Below are 20,915 nucleotides of genomic sequence, written 5' to 3' on the forward strand. Positions count from 1 at the left end.
TCCCCGGCGCGTCAGCCGCGCGCCGGGGCCTTGCGAAACGGCACGTCGCGCCGCCAGTAGGTAAGCGCCCGCCACACCCATTCGATGGGGCCATATTGGAAGCGCGCCAGCCACCAGTGCGCGACGACGATCTGCACTGCGATCGCAACCACAGCGACCCCCAGCCGGGTGCCCGCGCTCCAGTCATCGTACATCCCCAAGCCATAATGGTAGAAGATCGGCACGAAGATAACCGACTGCAGGATGTAGTAGGTCAGCGTCAGCCGCCCCGGCGCGGCCAGCGGCTGCACCAGCCAGCGCGCCCGGCTGTCGTAGAGCGCGATCACCAGCAGCGCCCAGAAGGCGGTGCCGGCCAGGTCCAGCCACATGTTGACCAGCGCCCAGAAGGCCCGTCCGGCGCCCGGGCCGAAGCCCTGCGCCATGAACGCCTCGCGCAGCGGCTCGCGCGTCACGAACAGCGCGGCGGCGATGGCGGCCGCGATCGGCAAGGCCCAGGCGCGCCAGCGCCGGCTGCGCACCAGGTCACCGAAGAAGTTGGTGCGGCCCAGCACCAGCCCGAGCAGATAGAGGCCGAGGATCTGCACCATTCGGCCATATTCGAGGAAGAACCAGTATTTGGACTGCTGCCCGGCCCATAGGTTCACCCGCAGCACCTGCCAGAGGTCGCCGCTGAGATAGACCGGCATGCCCGGATCGACCGACGACATCGCCGGGGCATTGGCCCAGGCCGCACCGCTGGCGCCAGCGATCAGCTGGACGATCAGCGACGGGCCCGCCAGACAGAAGGCGGCGCCGGCCAGCAGCGCCGCGTTGCTGCGGATTCGGTTGAACAGCAGCAGCAGGAATCCGATGGCCGCCAGCGTCTGCATGATATCGCCGCGGTAGATCAGCGCATGCAGGAAGCCGATGCCTTCCAGAATGAGTAGCCGCCATGCGAACCGCGCAGTGAAATCCTGCCCACGTTCGGCCGCGCGATCCATCAAGATGAAGAAGCTGAAGCCGAAACAAAGCGCGAGCAGCGAGAAGCTCTTGCCCATGAATAGTGCAAACACCGTTTCGGATATCCAACCGGGTTTCTCCCCGGCCCAAAACAGTTCATAGCTTTCGATGACGTGCACCAGGAACAGCGCCATCAATGCAAAGCCGCGCAACACGTCTACGACGTCGAGCCGGCTATTGTCCCGGCGGGCGGGGGCATTGGCGTGGCGCATCGGCATCCCGGGCGTACCGGCACGGCCGCCATCCCCGGGGCTGCCCGCCGCAGTGTCAACGATGCACGATACTCGCCTCATTTACGTCTTCTTCGTCCGACAGGCGTAGCAACGCCACCATGGTTAGCGCGCGTATCCGCCGGCTGCTGAGCATCGCGTTGTTCGCGATGCTGGCATGCATCGTGCACCCGGCACATGCCCAAGCGGGGGTTGCCGGTCAACCGCTTGGCGTCTGTCTCGTGCGCGATACCGGACAGGCGGCGGAGGCGCTGCTCCATCACCCGGAACGATTCGACTGCACAACGCCGCAACACCGCTTCGGTGCCGGGAACTATTGGGCGATCACCACCCCGATCGATCGCCGCTCGACCTTCATGACACCGCTGGTGCTGCGCTTCGCCAGCGTCTGGCATGGCGGCAGCACGGTCTATTTCGTCTATGCCGACGGCGCGGTCCGCCGGTGGCAGAGCGACCGGCGCGGGCTGACGCCGCTGATCCAGCTCGGCGCGATCGCCCAGCTTCCGGTGCCGGTGCGTGATCCCGCGCTGGTGCGGGTGCTGGTGCATGTCGAACATGCGGCGAACCTGCGCGGCGTGCTGATGGGCGTGCGGATCGCCACGCTGGCCGAAAGCGACCATGCCAATCTGGTGCTCGCCGCGCTCTATGCCTTTTTCGCCGGGGTCGCGCTCGCGCTCATCGTCTACAATTTTGCTTTGTGGTGCGCGATGCGGCACCGCTTCCAGCTGCATTACTGCATGCTGCTCAGCGCTCTGCTCGGCTACACCATCAGTTCGTCCGGCGCGCTCGCCTGGGCGGCCCCGCTGCTCGCCAACAACGACCGGATCCGCTTCAACTATCTGTTCGTCGGCCTCGCCGGCGGCGCGGCGGCGCTGTTCACCCGCAGCTTCTTCGAAGACCAGAAATTGCCCCGCTGGCTGGATCGCGGCAGCCAGATCGTCGCCATGGCGGTGCCGCTGTCGGCATTGGCGGTGGTGGTATTGGGCGCCAACAACCTGCGCTGCGCCGATCTGCTCTACACGCTAGCCTTTGGCGGGCTGCTCGCCATCATCGTGCCGACGCTGTGGAGCGCCTGGCGCCAGGGCTCGCGCTTCCTGTGGCTGTTCGCCGCGGCGTGGAGCGCGCCCTTCCTGCTGGCCTGCGTCCGGGTGCTCGCCGCGGTGCACCTCCTGCCCTGGAACTTCTGGATCGACAATTCGACGATCCTCTCGATCGGCACCGAGGCACTCGTCTCCTCGTTGGCGGTGGCCTATCGGATCAAGTTCCTGCGCGACGAGCGCGACGCCGCCCTCACCCGCGAACTGGTGGCGCGCGAGCTTGCCGATATCGATCCGCTCACCGGCCTGCTCAACCGCCGCGCCTTCCTGCACCGCGCGATCGGGCGGACGAAACCACAGCAGCTGCTGCTGATCGACATCGATCATTTCAAGCGCGTCAACGAAACGCTGGGGCATGACGGCGGCGACGAGGTGCTGCGGCTGTTCGCGCGCGCCTTGCGGGCCGCCGCGCCCGAGCCGGTGCTGGTTGCGCGGATGGGGGGCGAGGAGTTCGCGCTGCTGGTTCCCCTGGATGCCCGCATCGAACCCGAGGCACTGCTTGCCACGCTGCGCAAGGCTCGCATGCCGTTCGATCTGACCATCACCGCCAGCATCGGCACCTGCGCGGGGCCGGTGACCAACGAGATCGACTGGAAGGCGCTGTATCGCTGCGCCGATGGCGCGCTGTTCGACGCCAAGGCAGCCGGGCGCGACCGCGTCCGCGCCTCGCTGCTCGGCGCGGCCTGAGCTTGTATCGCCCCTATATCGGGTGTACGTATTCCGGCGGGGAGAACTGTCTACATGTCGCGTCGGAAGCGTCTGGTGCTGGTTGCAGGGGTTACCGCACTCACCCTGGCGATCGTGCGTCCGCCGCGCCCCCATGCCGATCTCGAGATTCTCACCCACCGCGCCGGCGACTCCGCGCCGCAACAGGTGCGCGCCGCGATCGACCTCGGCATCCTCGCCGTCTCGGTGCTGGTCACCTGGAGCCGCCAGATCGCGCGCTGAGGCGCGGAACCAACCCCGGTTGTTCCCGTAGAGACGGAGCGCGCACCCCGCGCGATGAAGCATGCACGTGTGCTGAAAAGCGCACTTGCGTGGCAAAAATCGGTTGCTTACACTGATGTCAATGACAAAGCCCGAAATGGTCTGGAAGACCGCCTATCGGCATCCAGGAGAGTGGGATCGCAGCTACGCGCCGCGGTCCATGGTAGACCTGTTCGAGGAAAGCGCGGCCGCCCATCCGCACGCCCCGCTCCTCGATTTCATGGGTCGCATCTACAGCTATGGCGAGACACTGGACGGCGCCAATCGCGTCGCCTGCGGGCTGCGCGCGCTGGGCTATGGGCCGGGCGACCGGATCGGCCTGTTCCTGCCCAACGTGCCGCACTATGTCGCCGCCTATTACGGCATCCTCAAGCTCGGCGCGACGGTGGTGAACTTCTCGCCGCTCTATTCGGTGGACGAGCTTGCCGCACAGGTCGCCGATTCGGGCACAAGGCTGCTCTTCACCCTTTCCGCCACCGCGCTGCTCCCCACCGCGCTCAAGGTGCTGGAGAAGAGCGCGCTCGAGCGGCTGGTGGTCGGCTCGGTCGCCGGCGCGCTGCCCACCGCCAAGTCGCTCTTCTACCAGCTGTTCCGCGGCAGCGAAGTGACCGCCAAACCGCACGATCCGCGTGTCCTCGCCTTCTCCAAGCTGATCGCCAACAAGGGCGACTGCACGCGTCCCGCCATCAATCCCGAGCGCGATGTCGCGCTGATCCAATATACCGGCGGCACCACGGGCACCCCCAAGGGCGCAGTGCTCACCCACCAGAATCTCTCGGCCAATGCCCGGCAGGTGTCCGAACTCGATCCCGATCTCGGCAAGGTCGAGGATTCGGTGCTGGGTGTGCTGCCCTTCTTCCACGTCTTCGCCAATACCTGCGTGCTCAACCGCACGGTGATCACCGGCGGCAAGATCGTGATGCTGCCGCGCTTCAACGCGCAGCAGGTGCTCACCGAACTGCGTCGCACCAAGCCCCGCTCGCTGCCCGGCGTGCCGACCATGTACCAGGCGCTGCTCGACGCACCGGGCATGAAGCCGTCGGACTTCGCGTCGCTGCGTTTCTGCATCTCGGGTGGCGCGCCGCTGCCGGAGCAGCTCAAGCTCAACTGGGAGGCGACCACCGGCGCCCACATCATCGAGGGCTATGGCCTGTCCGAAAGCTCGGGCGTGGTCTCGGCCAACCCCTATGTCGGGCTCAACAAGAGCGGCACGATCGGCCAGCCGATCGCCGGCACCCGCGTCCGGCTGGTCGACAAGGAAGACCCCCGCAAGCCCGCCCCCGAGGGCGAGCCCGGCGAGATCGTCGTGCAGGGCCCGCAGATCATGCAGGGCTATTGGAACCGGCCCGAGGCCGATGTCGGCACGTTCGTCGACGATCACTGGCTGCGCACCGGCGATGTCGGCATCATCGACGAGGACGGCTATATTCACATCGTCGACCGGCTGAAGGACATGATCGCGGTCGGCGGGTTCAAGGTGTTTCCCAGCCAGATCGAGGCGGTGCTCTACACCCATCCGGCGGTGAAGGAGACGCTCGTGCTGGGGCTGCCCGATGCATATCATGGCGAGCTGCCGCACGCCTATGTCGCGCTCAACGACGGCATGACCGCCGATCCAAAGGAAATGTGCGACTGGCTCAACGCGCAGCTCGGCAAGCATGAGCGGGTGAAGGAAGTGGTGATCCGCGACAGCCTGCCCAAGACGATGATCGGCAAGCTCAGCCGGAAGGATTTGCTGAACGAGGTGAAGGCGGGACGGTAAGTTCCATTTCTTAAGCCCCTCCCCTTCAGGAGAGGGGTTGGGGTGGGGCAGTGTCTCACCGAGACCAACAGGCGTTCTGGCATCCCTCCACCCCAACCCCTCCTCCCAGGAGGAGAGGCTTGAAGTTCAATCCCCGGCCTTGCCGCCCCCAAACATCACCGCCTTGAGATTCATGAACTCGTGCAGCCCCCAGGGCCCGAGCTCTCGGCCATGGCCGGAGAGCTTCACGCCGCCAAAGGGCGCCGCCGGGACGGAGGCGAGCAGCGAATTCACCGCGGTCATCCCCGCCTCGATGTCGCGGGCGAAGCGCTCGATCTCACCCTCGTCCTGCGTCCACACCGACGAGCCGAGGCCGTAGGGCACGTCGTTCGCCAGCGCGATCGCTTCGTCGATGTTCGCGACCTTGTAGACCGCCGCGACCGGCCCGAAGATCTCCTCCTTCGCCACATCGCTTTCCGGATCGAGGTCAACCAGCACGCCCGGCGTCATCCAGGCGCCCTCGCGCTCGATCCTGGTGCCGCCGGTCAGCAGCGTCGCGCCGGCACGCTGCGCCTTCGCCACCTGCTCCAGGACGGTATCGCGCTGCTGCACGCTGGAAAGCGGCCCCATCACCGTCTCCTTGTCCATCGGATCGCCGATCTTCACCGCCTCCATCCCGGCGACGAACTTGGCGAGAAACGCGTCGTACACCTCGGCGTGGACGATCATCCGCTTCGAGCAGATGCAGCTCTGCCCGGCATTCTGCACGCGGGCGGTCACCGCGGTCTTCACCGCCGCGTCGAGATCGGTGGAGGGCATGACGATGAACGGATCCGAGCCGCCCAGCTCCAGCACCACCTTCTTGAGCGCGCGCCCCGCGGCCTCGGCCACCTTGGCGCCCGCGCCCTCGGAGCCGGTGAGCGTCACCGCCACCACCCGCTTGTCGGCGATGATCGCGTCGATCTTGTTCGACTTGATCGCGAGGTTCTGGAACAGCCCCTCGGGTGCGCCTGCCTGCCGCGCCATCTCCTCCATTGCCGCCGCGCAGCCCTGCACCGACGACGCGTGCTTGAGCAGCGCGACATTGCCGGCGAGGATCGTCGGCGCGAGGAAGCGCACCGCCTGCCAATAGGGGAAGTTCCACGGCATCACCGCCAACACCGGTCCCAGCGGTAGCCAGCGCGCCACGGCATGGCCGGTCGGTGTCTGGACCGTGGTCGGCTCCAGATAGGCGGGGCCATGCTCGGCATAGTGGCGGAAACCCGAGATGCACTTCTCCACCTCGGCGAGGCCCGCGGTGATGGTCTTGCCCATCTCGCGCACCGCCAGCTCGGCGAGATGCTGCGTGTTGGCTTCCCACGCATCGGCGATCTTCGTCAGCAGCGCGGTGCGCGTCTCGATCGAAGTTTCCCGCCACGCCTTGTACCCGACCGCCGCACGCGCCAGCGCCGCCTCGATCCCGGCATCGTCCAGCTCGGCGATGCGGTCGACCGTCTCGCCGGTCGCCGGGTTGATAATTTCGAACATCCGCAAGTCTCCTTCGCGCTTCTCAACGCGGAGCTAGGCGCAGGGTGCCGCGCCCGCAATCATACCGGCGTCCGTTGCGCGCGGAACGGCTTGCCAAGCGACCGTCGCCCGAACACGATGCCGCACCTGCCCTGCCGGAGACCTTCATGCGCCTCGCCTCCCTCGCCCTGCTGCTCAGCGCCGCGATGCCCGCCGTCGCCATCGCCCAGGACGGCCCGACCCGCCTGTTCACCGGCAGCGATCTGTTTTCGCTCGAACAGGCGAGCGATCCGCAGATCAGCCCGGACGGCACCAAGGTCGCCTATGTCCGCCAGTCGGCCGACATCATGACCGATCGCGGCCGCGCGAGCATCTGGCTGGTCGATGTGAAGACCGGCCAGCAGACTCCGCTGATCACCGCCCCCGGCTCGCACAGCCAGCCGCGCTGGTCGCCCGACGGCGCCCGCCTCGCCTATGTCTCCAGCGCCGAGGGCGGCGCGCCGCAGCTGTTCGTCCGCTGGATCGCCACCGGCGCCACCGCGCGGATCACCGGTCTGCCGGACAGCCCGCAGGGCATCGCCTGGTCGCCCGACGGCACCCAGATCGCCTACACCATGACCGTGCCCGGCGAAGGCATGTCGCTCGGCAGCCAGCCGCCCAAGCCCGAGGGCGCCAAATGGGCCGAGCCGCTGGAGGTGATCGACCGCGTCACCTACCGCGCCGATGGCGGCGGCTATCTCAAGCCCGGCTCGGACCATATCTTCGTCGTTGCGGCGGACGGCGGTGCGCCGCGCCAGGTGACCTTCGGCAAATTCGACGATGCCGGCCCGCTCGCCTGGTCGAACGACGGCCGCAGCATCTTCTTTGGCAGCAACCGCCGCAAGGATTGGGAGCGCGAGTTCAACGACAGCGAGATCTATGCGGTGGATGTCGCCTCGGGCGCCCTCACCCAGTTGACCAAGCGCTACGGCCCCGATGCCGCGCCGGTGCTCTCGCCCGACGGGACCCGCATCGCCTATCTCGGCTATGACGACACGCATCGTAGCTACCAGAACACCCAGCTCTATGTGATGAACCACGACGGCAGCGGCAGCCGCGTGCTCACCGCCGCACTCGACAAGAGCATCGACAGCGCGGTCTGGGCCAAGGACGGGCGCAGCCTGTTCGTTTCCTATGACGATCACGGCCGCAAGCTGGTTGCGCGCATCGGGCTGGACGGCAAGGTCAGCACGGTGGCGACCGGCCTCACCGGCGGCGGGCTCGACCGGCCCTATACCGGCGGCGACTTTACCGTCTCGCCAAGCGGCACCGTCGCCTATACCGGCGGCGACGCGCTGCATCCGGCCGACATCTATGTGAACGGCAAGCGCCTCACCCGGCTCAACGACAATCTGCTCGCCGCCAAGATGCTGGCGCCGGTCACCCCGCTGGCAGTGACCGCGCCCGACGGCCGCAAGATCGACGCCTGGCTCGTCACCCCGCCCGGGGTGAAGCCCGGCACCCGCGTGCCGACTATCCTCGAGATTCATGGCGGCCCGCACACCGCCTATGGCCCCGGCTTCTCCTCCGATTATCAGCTCTACGCCGCGCATGGCTATGCGGTGCTCTATGCCAATCCGCGCGGCAGCACCTCCTACGGCGAGGACTTCGCCGACCTGATCGACAAGAAATATCCCGGTGACGATTACGGGGACCTGATGGCCGCGGTGGATGCCGCGATCGGGACGGGCGTCGCCGATCCGGACAATCTGTTCGTCACCGGTGGATCGGGCGGCGGCGTGCTCACCGCCTGGATCGTCGGCAAGAACGATCGCTTCAAGGCCGCCGCGACGCAGAAGCCGGTGATCAACTGGATCAGCGAGGCGCTGACCATGGACAATACCGGCTTCACCTCGCGCTACTGGTTCGCCAAGCAGCCCTGGGAGGATCCGATGAGCTATTGGAACCGCTCGCCGCTGAGCCTGGTCGGCAACGTCAAGACGCCGACGCTCGTCGTCGTCGGCAGCGAGGATTACCGCACCCCGGTGAGCGAATCGGAGCAGTACTATGCCGCGCTCCAGATCCGCGGCGTGCCGACCGCGCTGGTGAAAGTACCCGGCGCCAGCCATGGCGGCATCGCCGCGCGGCCGAGCCAGTCCGCAGCCAAGGCGGCGGCGATCCTCGCCTGGTTCGATCGCTATCGCACGGGTACGACGTCCGCCGGCAAATGACCCGCCCCCGTATCTAATGAACAGCCGCCCGCCCCTAGCCGTCATCCCGGCGAAAGCCGGGATCCAGTCGCCTCTCGGCTCCAGCAAGAGCCATGGCGGTGACCCCAATGGATCCCGGCTTTCGCCGGGATGACAGTCGGGTAGAGGCCTGCCGAAGGAGCCCGCGCACAAATACCTGGGGCCCCGGTTGCCATCGCCCCCTGCCCTGCCGCATAGCGGCGGCATGGCTACCCAAGCAGACATCACGGCGCTCTCCTTCGAAGAGGCGCTGAAGGAACTGGAGAAGATCGTGAGCCGGCTGGAGAGCGGCGAAGCGGCGCTGCAGGAGGCGATCGACCTCTATGAGCGCGGCGACCAGCTGCGCCGGCAATGCGCGGCGCGGCTCGACGCGGCGCAGGCCCGGATCGAGGCGATCCGCACCGATGCCGACGGCCGCGCCGCCGGCACCACGCCCTTCGCGGCCGGCTGAGGCGTGGCGAGCGTGACGCACGCTTCGCTCGCGCTCGAATCGGCGCTGCGCCAGGTCGCCGCCGAGATCGACGCCCAGTTCGACCGGCTGCTCGACGTACCGGACGATCCCCGTGCCGACCTGTACCGCGCGATGCGCCATGCCGCGATCGGCGGCGGCAAGCGGCTGCGGCCGCTGCTGGTGTTCGCGACGGCCCAGCTGTTCGCGGTCGACAAGACCTGCGCCGCGCGCGTAGCGACCGCGCTCGAATGCATCCATGTCTATTCGCTGATCCATGACGATCTGCCGGCGATGGACGATGACGACATGCGCCGCGGCAAGCCGACCGTGCACAAGGCGTTCGACGAGGCGACCGCGATCCTGGCGGGCGACTGCCTCCACGCGCTCGCCTTCGAGATCCTCGGCCACGAAGCGACCCACCCGGATCCCTATGTCCGCGTCGAACTGATCGCCGAACTCGCCCGCGCCTCCGGCCCCTCGGGCATGGCGGGCGGCCAGATGATGGACCTCGAGGCGGAAAAGGCGAGCTTCGATCTCGCCACCGTCACCCGGCTCCAGGCGATGAAGACCGGCGCGCTGATCTCTTGCGCGGTCGAATGCGCCGCGATCCTCGGCCGCGTCTCGCCCGAGGGCCGCACGGGGCTGCGCGGCTATGCCCGCGACATCGGGCTGGCGTTCCAGATCGTCGACGACATCCTCGATGCCGAGGGCGACGAGGCGGTGGTCGGCAAGAAGCTCGGCAAGGACGGCGCGGCGGGCAAGGAGACCTTCCTGTCGCTGCTCGGCATCGATCGCGCGCGCGAACAGGCGCGGATGCTGGTCGACCAGGCGATCGCCCATCTCCACGCCTTCGGCCCCGAGGCCGATCTGCTGCGCGACGTGGCGCGCTTCACGCTGGAACGCGACCGCTGAGCGGTCCTGGGGGGAGAGACCATATGCACAGCCGTATCGGGGTCTATCCCGGCACCTTCGACCCGATCACCCGCGGCCATATGGACATCATCCGGCGCGGCGCGAAGCTGGTCGACCGGCTGGTGATCGGGGTCACCACCAATCCTTCCAAGTCGCCGATGTTCACGGTCGAAGAGCGGATGGCGATGGTCCGCCGCGAGGTGGAGGGGCTGGCCGGCACGATCGACGTGGTCAGCTTCGATTCGCTGCTGATGGATTTCGCCGAGCGCGAGCGGGCGAGCGTGATCATCCGCGGCCTGCGCGCCGTCGCCGATTTCGAATATGAATATCAGATGGCGGGCATGAACCAGCAGATCAACGACCGGATCGAGACCGTCTTCCTGATGGCCGATGTCTCGCTCCAGCCGATCGCCAGCCGGCTGGTGAAGGAGATCGCCCTCTATGGCGGCCCGATCCACCGCTTCGTCACCCCCACCGTGGAGGCCGACATGGTCGCCCGGGTCGAGGCGATCGGGCGCAAGGGCAGCAACTGACCGCAGGTCACCCCGCCGGGCTTTGCGGCGCCCGGCGATTGGTCTAGAGCCGCGCATTCACCAGAAGCGAGTGGGAAGTTCGATGCGTTTGCTAGCCACGATGGCCGCCATGGCCGCCACGCTGTTTGCCATGCCGGCGTTGGCGCAGGGCGGGGGCGGCGGCAAGCCGAAACCCGTCATCGAGCCGTTCAAGGGCGTCAATGCCGATGCAAACACGCGCCCCTCGGTGCTGGTTCCGGCCGACCCCGAGAATACGTGGGTGCTGGACCTCTCGACCGGCGGCCGCGTGACGATCCGCCTGCGCCCGGACGTCGCACCCAAGATGGTCGAGCGGGTCAAGACGCTTACCCGCAAGCATTTCTATGACGGCCTTACCTTCCACCGCGTGGTCGACGATCCCTACAACATCGCCCAGGGCGGCGATCCCAAGGGCGACGGCACCGGCGATTCGGATCTCCCCAACGTGCCCGCCGAGTTCAGCTCGCTGCCGCATGTCCGCGGCACCGTGTCCGCCGCGCGCCGCGGTGCACCGGACGGCGCCACCGCCGAGCAGAAGACCGAGGCGGAGAACAGCGCGAACAGCCAGTTCTTCATCATGATGCAGCCCAAGCTGGCGTTCGATCACGACTATACCGTGTTCGGCCGGGTCACGTCGGGGATGGAGTGGGTCGACAAGATCCAGCGCGGCGAGCCGCCGCAGAACCCGACCAAGATCATCCACGCCTATATCCAGTCGGACAATCCCCCGCCCTACCAGCCGATGGCGCCTGCCGCTCCGGCCGCAGCAGGCCCGATGCTGATCCCGGTAGGCCCGGCCGCACCGGCCAAGACCACGCCGGCGGCGAAGAAGCCGGCGCCCAAGAAGCAGTAATCGCAGCCGTCCCGTGAACGTCGACCTTTTCGATTTCGAGCTGCCCAACGAACGGATCGCGCTCCGCCCTGCCGCGCCGCGCGATTCCGCCCGTATGTTCGTGCTGGACGGCGCGGAGACGCGCGACGCGATCGTCCGCGACCTCGCCCAGCAGCTCCGCCCCGGCGACTGCCTGGTGTTCAACGACACCCGCGTGATCCCCGCCCAGCTGGAGGGCACGCGCGGCGAGGCGCGGATCGGCGCGACGCTCCACAAGCGCGAGGGGCCGCGCCGCTGGCGGGCCTTCATCCGCAACGCCAAGCGGCTGCGCGACGGCGACGCGATCGATTTCGGGCCGGACGCGATCGCCATCGCCTCGGATCGCGGCGAAGACGGCAGCTTCGCGCTCGACTTCCAGGGCGACGAGCCGGTCGAGCTGCTGTTGCAGCGCTGCGGCCAGATGCCGCTGCCGCCCTATATCGCCTCCAAGCGTCCGACCGACGAACGCGACGCCGAAGACTATCAGACGATGTTCGCGGCCGAACCGGGCGCCGTCGCCGCGCCGACGGCCGCACTGCACTTCACGCCCGGGTTGATGGCGTCGCTGGCAGCGGCCGGCATCGGCCACACCACGCTGACCCTCCATGTCGGCGCGGGCACCTTCCTGCCGGTCAAGGCCGAGGATACCGACGAGCACAAGATGCACGCCGAATGGGGCCGCATCACCCCGGAAGTAGCGGACCGCCTCAACGCGGTACGCGCGGCGGGCAACCGGATCATCGCGGTGGGCACCACCAGCCTGCGCCTGCTCGAAAGCGCGGCGGACGAGCACCGCGTGATCCAGCCCTTCGAAGGCGACACTGCGATCTTCATTACCCCCGGCTATCGCTTCAAGGGCGTCGACGGGCTGGTCACCAACTTCCACCTGCCGCGCTCGACGCTGTTCATGCTGGTAAGTGCGCTGATGGGGCTGGACCGGATGCAGGCGGCCTATGCGCACGCCATCGAGAGCGGCTATCGCTTCTACAGCTACGGCGATTCCAGCCTGTTGCTGCCGGCCCGCTAAGCCCCGCCGTCCGCTGTGCCTCTGGCCTGGTTTCGCATCCGCTGGGGCCATGCACTGACAGCGCTGGTGCTGTTCCTCGTCGAGGCAGCGATCGCGATCTGGCTGCACGACCCGATCATCCGCCCCTATGCGGGGGATAGCCTGGCGGTCGTGCTGGTCTATGCCGCGCTACGGGCGGGCACGTCGCTCGGCGTCCGCCGCGCCGCCCTGATCGCGACGCTGGTCGCCTTCGCCATCGAGGTCTCCCAATATTTTCACCTGGTCTACCTGCTCGGCCTGGGTGGCTCGCGGGTTGCGCGGGCGGTACTCGGCACCGGCTTCGACTTCAAGGATTTCGGCGCCTATCTGCTCGGGACCACCGCGATCCTGATCGTCGAAGCCGTCCGCCGCCGGCGCAGCCGACACCCCTAGGCGGGCCGCCCGCAATGCGGCTATCGCTGGCCAGGCGAACCCGTTCCCGTTCGCGCCCCGTGTACCGATGAGGGTTTGATGCGCCTGTTCCTCTTGCTCGCCGCCTGCACCGCGGCCCTGCCCGTGCCCGCCCTCGCCCAGGAACGCCCCGCGCCCGGGCAGATCACGGTCAACGGTCCCGGCGCGCAGCCGCAGGCGACGGTGATCGCCGAGCCGGTCGCGCTGCTGATCGCAGGGTTCGATACCGATGGCGACGCGCACGTCACCCGCGCGGAGTTCGACGCCGGCCTCAAGCGCAGCTTCGACAGCGCCGATACCGGGCACACGGGCGCGCTCGGCTATATCGCCTATTCGGACTGGTCGCTGCGCTGGATGGGCGATCGCAACACCCTGCCCAGCCCGTTCGAGATGGACCGCGACGGCGACAACAAGGTGAGCTGGGCCGAGTTCCAGGACCGATTCGCGCTGATCTGGGCGCGGTTCGACAAGAACAAGGACGGCGTGATCGAACGCAGCGAGCTGGTGACGATCCGCCCGCCCGCGTTCAGCCCGATGGACGGCAAGGGCAAGCACGGACGGCGGTAATCCCGCCGCACACGTTCGCCGCAATGGGCTAGTATCACACGGCAAACGCCCGCTAGGATCGCCCCAGCATGTCGGGAAATCACGCGCACGGCCACCGTCACGGGCATGGCCATTCACACCACGGGCACAGCCATGGGCACGGCCATGGCCATAGCCATGCACCCGCCAGTTTCGGGCGCGCCTTCGCGATCGGCACCGCGCTCAACATCGCCTTCGTGCTGATCGAGGGCGGCGCCGGCATCTGGACCGGATCGATGGCGCTGCTGGCGGACGCCGGCCACAATCTTTCCGACGTGCTGGGGCTGCTGATCGCCTGGGGCGGCGCGGAGCTCGGCAAGCGCCCCGCCACGCCGCGCTTCACCTATGGCCTGGGCGCCTCGTCGATCCTCGCCGCGCTCGCCAATGCGCTGCTGCTGCTGATTGCGATCGGCGCGATCCTCCTCGAGACGATCCAGCGCCTCGCCGATCCGCCCGCCGTAGCGCCGATCCCGGTGATGCTGGTGGCGGGTGCGGGTATCGTCGTGAACCTCGGCACCGCCCTGCTCTTCGCCCGCGGCCGCGAGCACGACATCAACATCCGCGGCGCGTACATGCACATGGCGGCCGATGCCGGCGTCTCGGCGGCCGTGGTGGTGGCCGGCGCGCTGATCTGGTGGACGGGCCTGCGCTGGATCGATCCGGTGATCAGCCTGATCGTCGTGCTGGTCATCCTCGTCGGCACCTGGGGCCTTCTGCGCGAATCGCTGACCATGGTGCTGCAGGCGGTGCCCGATCGCATTGACCTCGCCTCGGTCGAGAAGGCGCTGCTCGCCCAGCCCGGCGTTACCCGCGTCCACGACCTGCACGTCTGGCCGATGAGCACCACCGAAGCGGCGCTGACGGCCCATCTGGTCATGCCCGATGGTCATCCAGGTGACGCATTTCTGCTTCATCTTCAGCACTTGCTCGCGCACGATTTCCGGATCGAGCACAGCACGGTACAGATCGAATTGGGCAACGGGGCGGAGTGCCGGATGCATGGAACTGGTAGCGGACATGGCTAAGACGGGCGCCTTCGCGAGCCCCCTCGCGACCCGACGCCCCCTGGATCTCGTCATCTTCGATTTCGACGGCACCCTGTCCGACAGCGGCGACTGGTTCGTCTCCGTCGCCAACGATCTCGCCGAACGCTTCCGCTTCCGCAAGATCGCGCCGCACGAGGTGGAGCTGCTCCGCCGCAAGACCTCGCGCGAGGTGATCGATTTCCTCGGCATCGCGCGCTGGAAGATGCCATGGATCGCCCGCTATGTCCGCAAGCTGGTGAGCCGCGACGCGCATCGCATCGAACTCTTTCCCGGCACCCCCCATCTGCTCGACCGGCTGGTCGAAACCGGCGTCAAGCTCGCGCTGGTCACCTCCAACTCGGAGGAGAATGCCCGCAAGATCCTGGGCCCGCGCCATGCCGCCAAGATCCATTGCTATGCCTGCGGCTCGTCGCTGTTCGGCAAGGCGCCGAAGTTCCGCCGGGTGCTCCGCAAGATGGGCGTAACGCCCGAGGCCGCGCTGGCGATCGGCGACGAGACCCGCGACGTCGATGCCGCCCGCGAAGTGGGGATGCGGGCAGGCTCGGTACTGTGGGGCTATGCCGCCGAGGACCTGCTGACCGGCATGGCCCCCGACGCGCTGTTCCGTACGCCGGAGGACATCCTCTCCTATGTAAGCCAGCACCGGGGCTGACACCCCGCGGCGCCCCTCAAGCCGTCATCCCGGCGGAAGCCGGGATCCATTCGCCTGCGCGGCTCGACTCCTTCTGAAACGGAGCGCCAATGGATTCCGGCTTTCGCCGGGATGACGATCAAGAGGGCCCTGCCGAGATCAAATATCCAGCGCCCAGCCGTCGCGGCCCTTGGGGTCGGGCGGGGTGACCGGCACGTAACGCGCCGCACCCGCCGCCAGCCGCAGGATCGTCCAGTCGCCGCGGCGATCGACCGCCTCCAACGTGCAGCCGCACGCCGCGAACGCCTCGACCACCTGGGGGCGCTGCGTCTCGAGCAGCCCGGCCAGCACGATCGTCGCGTTCGGCGCGGCGATGGCGGCGAGCTCCGGCGCCATCGAGACCAGCGGCCCTGCCAGGATGTTGGCGATCACCAGATCGTACGGCGCCTTGGCCGTGATCGCATCGGACAGCGCACCGTCCGCCACCACCAGATCGACGCCCCCGATCCCGTTCGCCACCGCATTCTCGCGCGTCACGTCCACCGCGGCGGGGTCGATGTCGGTCGCCATCACCTTGGCCTCGGGCCAGAGATGCGCGCCGGCAAAGGCGAGCAGGCCGGTGCCGGTGCCGACATCGATGATGTTCGCGAAGCGCCGATCCGCCATGCCGTCGAGCATCGCGAGGCAGCCCGAGGTCGTCGCATGATGCCCGGTACCGAACGCTCGCCCGGCATCGATCAGGAACGCGCGGCCGCCTTCCGGCGCCTCCACGGGATGCGCGCTGGTATGGACGACGAAGCGCCCTTCACGGATCGGCTCCAGTCCTTCCTGGCTCAGCGTCACCCAGTCCTGCGCGGTCAGCGCCTCGACCTCCGGCTCGACATCGCCCGCGCTCGGCACCAGCGCCTTGAGCACCGCGAGCATCGCCGCATCGGGTTCGTTCTCGAAATAGGCGTCGAGCCGCCAATGCTCGACATCGTCCTCCACCGTCTCGGTAGTCATCAGCACCGCGTCGATCTCGATCGTGCCCGCGTCGATCGCCTCGGCCTCGGCGCGAGTGCAGGGCAGGCTGACCTTCCAGCTGTCGATCTCAGCGGACATAGCTGGCTCCATTGGCATCGAGGACCGCACCGGTCATCGAGGGGGGCGCATCGAGCGCGCAGAACTTGGCGATGGCGGCGATTTCCTCCGGGCTGGCAACGCGGCCGAGCGGGATGTCCGCGAGCAGCTTGTCGCCGCCGCGGCTGGCCAGATAGTCCTCGGCCATGCCGGTCATGGTGAAGCCGGGGCAGATCGCGAAGGCGAGGATGCCCTCGGCCGCATAGCCGCGCGCGATCGACTTGGTCATGCCGACCATGCCCGCCTTGGAGGCGGCATAATGCCAGTGCGCCGGGCTGTCGCCGCGATAGGCGGCACGGCTGGCGACGTTGACGATGCGCCCGCCGCTCCCCCGCTCCTGCCAGTGGCGCACGGCGAGCCGGCAGAGCTCGGCCGACGCGGTGAGGTTGACGCGCATGGTGCGCTCCCAGCCGTCGACCCAGGCCTCATGAGACGCGTCGAGCGGATTGGCCTCGAAGATGCCGGCATTGTTGATGAGCACGTCGATCCGGCCGTCGAGCGCCTTGAGCGCCTGTGCCCAGAGTGCCTGCGGGGCGGCGGGATCGGTGAAGTCGGCGGGAATGCCGCTACGCGTGCCCTGGCCGACGATCTTCACGCGCGCATCGTCGCCGAGCAGCGCCGCCGTCGCCGCGCCGATGCCCCGGCTGCTGCCGGTGAGAAGGATATGGGTGGTCATGGGCCCAGCCCTAGCGCGGGCGCGCGGGCGCGTCACCCCGGCGCGGCGGCACTTGCATCCTGGTGGTTGGCCGCCTGCGCCCGACACGCAGCCATTCTCTATGGTGGGGCCATACGCGACAAAGCGCCGACGGAGGCACGCGGTCATGGGCCAAATCGAGCGGTGGATCGGGCAAAGGCTGGACTTGGCCGTCGCTGCCGGGGTCGGTGACTGGGCCGCCTGCCCGCCGACGGTGTTCGGACGATCGATCTATACAATTGCACATGGCGCGATGACGCTTACGCTCTCGGAATTGGGTTCAGCTATACCGGGCCCACGCCCACTGTAGAGCGCCGGTAGGACGCGATCGAAGCCCTCGAACCCGCTTCGCAGCAGACGATCATGAAGCGCCGCGGTGATTTGAACGCGCCCGTGCCAATCGGCCCGGTCCTTCGTGGGCCAACCGTTCGGGCCGAGATGCAGTGGCCCCTCCGGGCCTATTCAAATGTGGTGAGGGTGCCTGATCGGACCGTGAAAGAGTTGGCCTGACGCCACGGCCAGGCCGTCGTAAGCAAAAACCCTTCCCCCCCTGCGCAAGGATCGTTCATCGTCCGGCTGCGCGTCGTCATCCAGCGCCTGCCGGCACGGCAACCGATCCCGGGCGTCGACTGATGCCGGCGATGGACAGGCCAGGCGCAGCGTAGAGATCGAGGACGTTGATCCGGTTGGGGCCGGACCGCAGCCACGACGCCGGGCAGTACAGCGCGGTTTGCGGGCCCAGGCGACAATGACGTCCCAGCAGACGATCATTGACCCAGACGAAGCCCGTACCCCAGCCGGTCATGTCGATGAAGGTATCCCCCACCCGCGGCAGGACGACGGTGGCTTCATGGAGCAAGGCGGGACCGAATTTACGTGGTGTCGCGCGCATGGCATCCAGATGCCGCGCATCGAGCGGCAGGCCGCGCACCTCCCAGCCCCGCAGCGCCACGCCGTTCAGCTGGACCGCACCGAGGATGCCTTTTCGGTCAGACATATAGTGGCCGTAGTTCACCCGACCGAAGGGGTAGACCAATATGTCGAGCCGCTGCGCTACTGCGCGCGCAGGCAGCTGCACGGCATCGGGAGCCTTGGCGGCAGCGACGCGCGATAGCCAGCCGATGACCTGTCCTTCCAGCAATACCAACGCTTCATCGTGCAGACCGGCAATGCGCAACGCGCCGGGGCCACCGGGTGCCAGCGAATGCACGTACTGGACCATCCCCTGATCCTGATGGAGCAACGTCTCCATCGGTTGCGGATCGGCGGCCATTTCGACGCGCGCACTGTCCCACACCGACCCGACCGGCCGGGTCGCTACCGGTTCGAACGCGATCGCTGGCGGTAGCGCCGGCACCGGGGCCGGCGTCGAACCCGTCGCACGCGCGATGATGCGTTGCAGATCGCCATATTGCGGAGTTGGCGCCCCCTGTTCGTCGATCGGCGCACCATAATCGTAGCTGGTCAGCGACGGCAGGAAGTTCGTGCCGTCGGAATCGGCATTGGCACCGGCGCCAAATCCAAAATTGGTGCCGCCGTGCACGACATAGAGGTTGAACGAGATCCGTTGCTGCATGAGCATCGTCAGGGTCTGGCGATAGTCGCCGCTGGCAAAGGCTGGATCGCCCCAATGGGTCAGCCAGCCAGGATAGCCCTCCCCGACCCAGACCGGCGCCCCTTGCGCAATCGTGCGGGCCGCGGCGAAATCGGTGTCGCCGTCCAGGCCCAGTGCGGTGCCCGGGAGATAGGTCTGCGCCGCCTGGATCTGCTTCAGGCCGTCCGAAATGCTGAACGGCCCCTCGATGCCGGCCGTCCGCCACATCGTCCGGATCGTATCGAGATAGGCGAGATCCTTGCCGAACGAGGCATATTCGTTCTCAACCTGGACCATCAGAATGGGGCCGCCACGATCGTGCATGAGCGGCCGAACCACCCGCGCGACCTCGCCGATGTAACGCGCCACGGCCGCCATGTAGCGAACGTCACCGCCGTCCCGCAGGCGGATATCGGGATCGCGCAGCAGATAGGCCGGCAACCCGCCCAGATCCCATTCGCCGCAGACATAGGGGCCGGCGCGCAGATACACCAACAGGCCCTCGCGCGCGCAGAGGCGGATGAATGCGGCGATATCGCGATTGTCGCTGGTGAAGTCCCAAACGCCCGGCGCCAACTCATGGTGATTCCACATGAGGTAGATCGCAATGGTATTGAGCCCCATCGCCTTGGCCATGCGAATGCGATGTCGCCAATGAATCCGTGGGATCCGTGCCGGGTGCATCTCGCCGGACCGGATCTGGAACGGGGCCCCGTCGAGAAGGAAGCCTTCCGGAATGGCCGCGTCGGCGAAAGCAAAGCGATGCCCCGGTTTGGCTCCAGCCGGATCGGCCAGCGCTTGATCGGGAAGCGCACCAAGCAAACCAATGCCCGTCCAGCCAAAAACGGTATGGCCGAGCAACGTGCGGCGATCGATTGTCATCGTTTCAGGACTCCCCACGCCAAGCGCGCAAGCCGGCGCCCTTGACTGCATAAAATACCAGCATGGCGTAGCACGGCAGCGCCAGCGCATAGGCGTTCTGGAGATTGGTGACGTGGGTGCCGATCCAGCCGAACAGCAACGGCAGCACGGCACCGCCCGAGATCGCCATGATCAGCACCGCGGAGGCCCGGGCGGTGTGCCGCCCTAGATCCGCCAGCGCCAGCGGCCAAAGCAACGGCCAGACCAGCGCATGCGCCAGCCCCATCGCCGCGACGCAAAATAGCGGGTCTGGAATGGGTGGGATCCCGCTCCAGCCCCAGACCAGGTGCGCGATGGCATCCGAATGGGCGGATGTCGTCAAGATGCCGATCACGGCGACCAACCCGCTTCCCCCGCATACCGCCAAGGCCGTACGCTGGTTGATCAACCGGGGTACGCATATGATTCCCAGCGCATAGCCCAGTACCATCGCTGCCATCGTGTAGGACGTCAGCAGGGTATAGCTGCGGACGCCCAGACTCTGCCCGAAAAGGCCGATCGTGTCGCCGGCCATCACCTCGACACCCATATATCCAAACAGGGCGATCGCACCGAGCACCAATTGCGGATTCGAGGCCAGACCACGCCCGGCCGGCTGGTGGCTCGGGGCAGGAGCGGGCGTGATTTCCGGCAGATCCGCGAACCGGATCAACCCGATCAGGCCGACCAGAATCACCGCCATGGCGCAATAGGGCGCGATCAGCTTGTGCGCCAGGCGCATGCTGTCGGCTACGCTGGGTTCCGCCGGGCCGAGGTCGGTAAAAATGAAGGCGGTGAACGCCAGTGGTACCAGCACGCCGGCAGATTTGTTGACGATGCCCATGATGCTGATCCGTCGGGTTGCCCCCTCGATCGGGCCGAGCAGCACGAGATAGGGGTTCGACGCGGTCTGCAATACCGTCAGGCCGGTGCCCAAGGTGAAGAGCGCCAGCAGGAACAACGGATAGCTGGCGAACAGCGCCGCCGGGATGTGGATCAGCGCAGCCAGCGCCATGATCCCCAGCCCGACCATCATCCCCGCACGATAGCCGGTGCGTTCCAGCACTCCGGCCATTGGCAGCGCCATCACGGTGTAGGAAATGTAAAATGCGAAGGTTACCAACAGGGACTGCGAGCTATCGAGCCGACAAACGATCTTCAGATAGGGGATCAGCGATCCGTTCAGCCATGTCACCGATCCAAAAAGAAAGAACAGAAGACCGATGAATATCATGATCCTGATCTGCTCGGCAGCGCCTCTTTGACGTACGAGACTGTTATGTTGATTCATGTCGACAAGGCCTGTCCGTAGATTTC

19 protein-coding genes are annotated in these 20,915 nt (G+C 67.3%); 13 read left to right on the forward strand and 6 right to left on the reverse strand.

Features of this window, described 5'->3' with window-relative positions; translation table 11 throughout:
* Positions 1–11: 11 nt before the first annotated feature.
* Complete coding sequence (locus QZ814_RS00070; protein ID WP_294328963.1) at positions 12–1,292, reverse strand: DUF418 domain-containing protein; 1,281 nt, start codon at positions 1,290–1,292, stop codon at positions 12–14.
* A 38-nt stretch (positions 1,293–1,330) separates the two neighbouring features.
* On the opposite strand from QZ814_RS00070, the gene QZ814_RS00075 reads away from it, so the two are divergent.
* The 3 genes from QZ814_RS00075 to QZ814_RS00085 all read left to right on the forward strand — a co-directional run bounded on the left by QZ814_RS00075 (position 1,331) and on the right by QZ814_RS00085 (position 5,075).
* A complete protein-coding gene (locus QZ814_RS00075; protein ID WP_294328964.1) occupies positions 1,331–3,013 on the forward strand; it encodes a diguanylate cyclase in 1,683 nt (560 codons plus the stop codon).
* Positions 3,014–3,067: 54 nt separating this feature from the next.
* Entirely contained in the window at positions 3,068–3,274 is a 207-nt protein-coding gene (locus tag QZ814_RS00080; protein ID WP_294328966.1) for a hypothetical protein, read from the forward strand.
* 121 nt (positions 3,275–3,395) lie between these two features.
* On the forward strand, positions 3,396–5,075 hold the full coding sequence (locus tag QZ814_RS00085) for a long-chain fatty acid--CoA ligase (RefSeq protein ID WP_294328967.1): 1,680 nt from the start codon (positions 3,396–3,398) through the stop codon (positions 5,073–5,075).
* Positions 5,076–5,201: 126 nt separating this feature from the next.
* On the opposite strand, the gene QZ814_RS00090 is transcribed toward QZ814_RS00085, so the two are convergent.
* Positions 5,202–6,581, reverse strand: coding sequence for an NAD-dependent succinate-semialdehyde dehydrogenase (locus tag QZ814_RS00090; RefSeq protein ID WP_294328968.1), 1,380 nt, complete (start codon positions 6,579–6,581; stop codon positions 5,202–5,204).
* A gap of 146 nt (positions 6,582–6,727) precedes the next feature.
* Here QZ814_RS00090 and QZ814_RS00095 point away from each other — a divergent pair, with 146 nt between their 5' ends.
* The 10 genes from QZ814_RS00095 (at position 6,728) to QZ814_RS00140 (ending at position 15,312) form a co-directional block, all read left to right on the forward strand.
* Positions 6,728–8,770, forward strand: coding sequence for a S9 family peptidase (locus tag QZ814_RS00095; protein ID WP_294328969.1), 2,043 nt, complete (start codon positions 6,728–6,730; stop codon positions 8,768–8,770).
* A gap of 223 nt (positions 8,771–8,993) precedes the next feature.
* On the forward strand, positions 8,994–9,239 hold the full coding sequence (locus QZ814_RS00100; protein WP_121074070.1) for an exodeoxyribonuclease VII small subunit: 246 nt from the start codon (positions 8,994–8,996) through the stop codon (positions 9,237–9,239).
* A 12-nt stretch (positions 9,240–9,251) separates the two neighbouring features.
* Complete coding sequence (locus QZ814_RS00105) at positions 9,252–10,151, forward strand: polyprenyl synthetase family protein (protein ID WP_294328970.1); 900 nt, start codon at positions 9,252–9,254, stop codon at positions 10,149–10,151.
* A gap of 23 nt (positions 10,152–10,174) precedes the next feature.
* The gene (coaD, locus tag QZ814_RS00110) at positions 10,175–10,684 is read left to right on the forward strand and encodes a pantetheine-phosphate adenylyltransferase (RefSeq protein ID WP_294328971.1); all 510 of its coding nucleotides are present in this window, start codon (positions 10,175–10,177) and stop codon (positions 10,682–10,684) included.
* Positions 10,685–10,766: 82 nt separating this feature from the next.
* A complete protein-coding gene (locus QZ814_RS00115) occupies positions 10,767–11,555 on the forward strand; it encodes a peptidylprolyl isomerase (protein WP_294328972.1) in 789 nt (262 codons plus the stop codon).
* Between the two features lie 13 nt (positions 11,556–11,568).
* Positions 11,569–12,600, forward strand: a complete 1,032-nt coding sequence (gene queA, locus QZ814_RS00120) for a tRNA preQ1(34) S-adenosylmethionine ribosyltransferase-isomerase QueA (RefSeq protein ID WP_294328973.1) — start codon at positions 11,569–11,571, stop codon at positions 12,598–12,600.
* A 15-nt stretch (positions 12,601–12,615) separates the two neighbouring features.
* Positions 12,616–13,011: a DUF2809 domain-containing protein gene (locus QZ814_RS00125; RefSeq protein ID WP_294328974.1), complete on the forward strand. Its 396-nt coding sequence runs from the start codon at positions 12,616–12,618 to the stop codon at positions 13,009–13,011.
* Positions 13,012–13,089: 78 nt separating this feature from the next.
* Positions 13,090–13,596, forward strand: coding sequence for an EF-hand domain-containing protein (locus QZ814_RS00130; RefSeq protein WP_294328975.1), 507 nt, complete (start codon positions 13,090–13,092; stop codon positions 13,594–13,596).
* A 68-nt stretch (positions 13,597–13,664) separates the two neighbouring features.
* On the forward strand, positions 13,665–14,639 hold the full coding sequence (locus QZ814_RS00135; protein WP_294328977.1) for a cation diffusion facilitator family transporter: 975 nt from the start codon (positions 13,665–13,667) through the stop codon (positions 14,637–14,639).
* On the forward strand, positions 14,614–15,312 hold the full coding sequence (locus QZ814_RS00140) for an HAD hydrolase-like protein (protein WP_294328978.1): 699 nt from the start codon (positions 14,614–14,616) through the stop codon (positions 15,310–15,312). The genes QZ814_RS00135 and QZ814_RS00140 overlap by 26 nt, the downstream gene beginning before the upstream one ends.
* 138 nt (positions 15,313–15,450) lie before the next feature.
* Here QZ814_RS00140 and QZ814_RS00145 read toward each other — a convergent pair whose 3' ends face one another.
* The 4 genes from QZ814_RS00145 to QZ814_RS00160 form a co-directional block, all read right to left on the reverse strand.
* Positions 15,451–16,392, reverse strand: a complete 942-nt coding sequence (locus QZ814_RS00145; RefSeq protein WP_294328979.1) for a 50S ribosomal protein L11 methyltransferase — start codon at positions 16,390–16,392, stop codon at positions 15,451–15,453.
* On the reverse strand, positions 16,382–17,086 hold the full coding sequence (locus tag QZ814_RS00150; protein ID WP_294328980.1) for an SDR family oxidoreductase: 705 nt from the start codon (positions 17,084–17,086) through the stop codon (positions 16,382–16,384). Before QZ814_RS00150 ends, QZ814_RS00145 begins: the two co-directional genes overlap by 11 nt.
* A gap of 604 nt (positions 17,087–17,690) precedes the next feature.
* Entirely contained in the window at positions 17,691–19,580 is a 1,890-nt protein-coding gene (locus tag QZ814_RS00155; protein WP_294328981.1) for a beta-galactosidase, read from the reverse strand.
* Positions 19,581–19,584: 4 nt separating this feature from the next.
* Positions 19,585–20,832 (reverse strand): MFS transporter, encoded by a 1,248-nt coding sequence (locus tag QZ814_RS00160; protein WP_294328982.1) that lies wholly within the window; start codon positions 20,830–20,832, stop codon positions 19,585–19,587.
* Positions 20,833–20,915: the final 83 nt, after the last annotated feature.

It is taken from the genome of uncultured Sphingomonas sp. (genome assembly GCF_913777625.1).
Taxonomy (GTDB): domain Bacteria; phylum Pseudomonadota; class Alphaproteobacteria; order Sphingomonadales; family Sphingomonadaceae; genus Sphingomonas.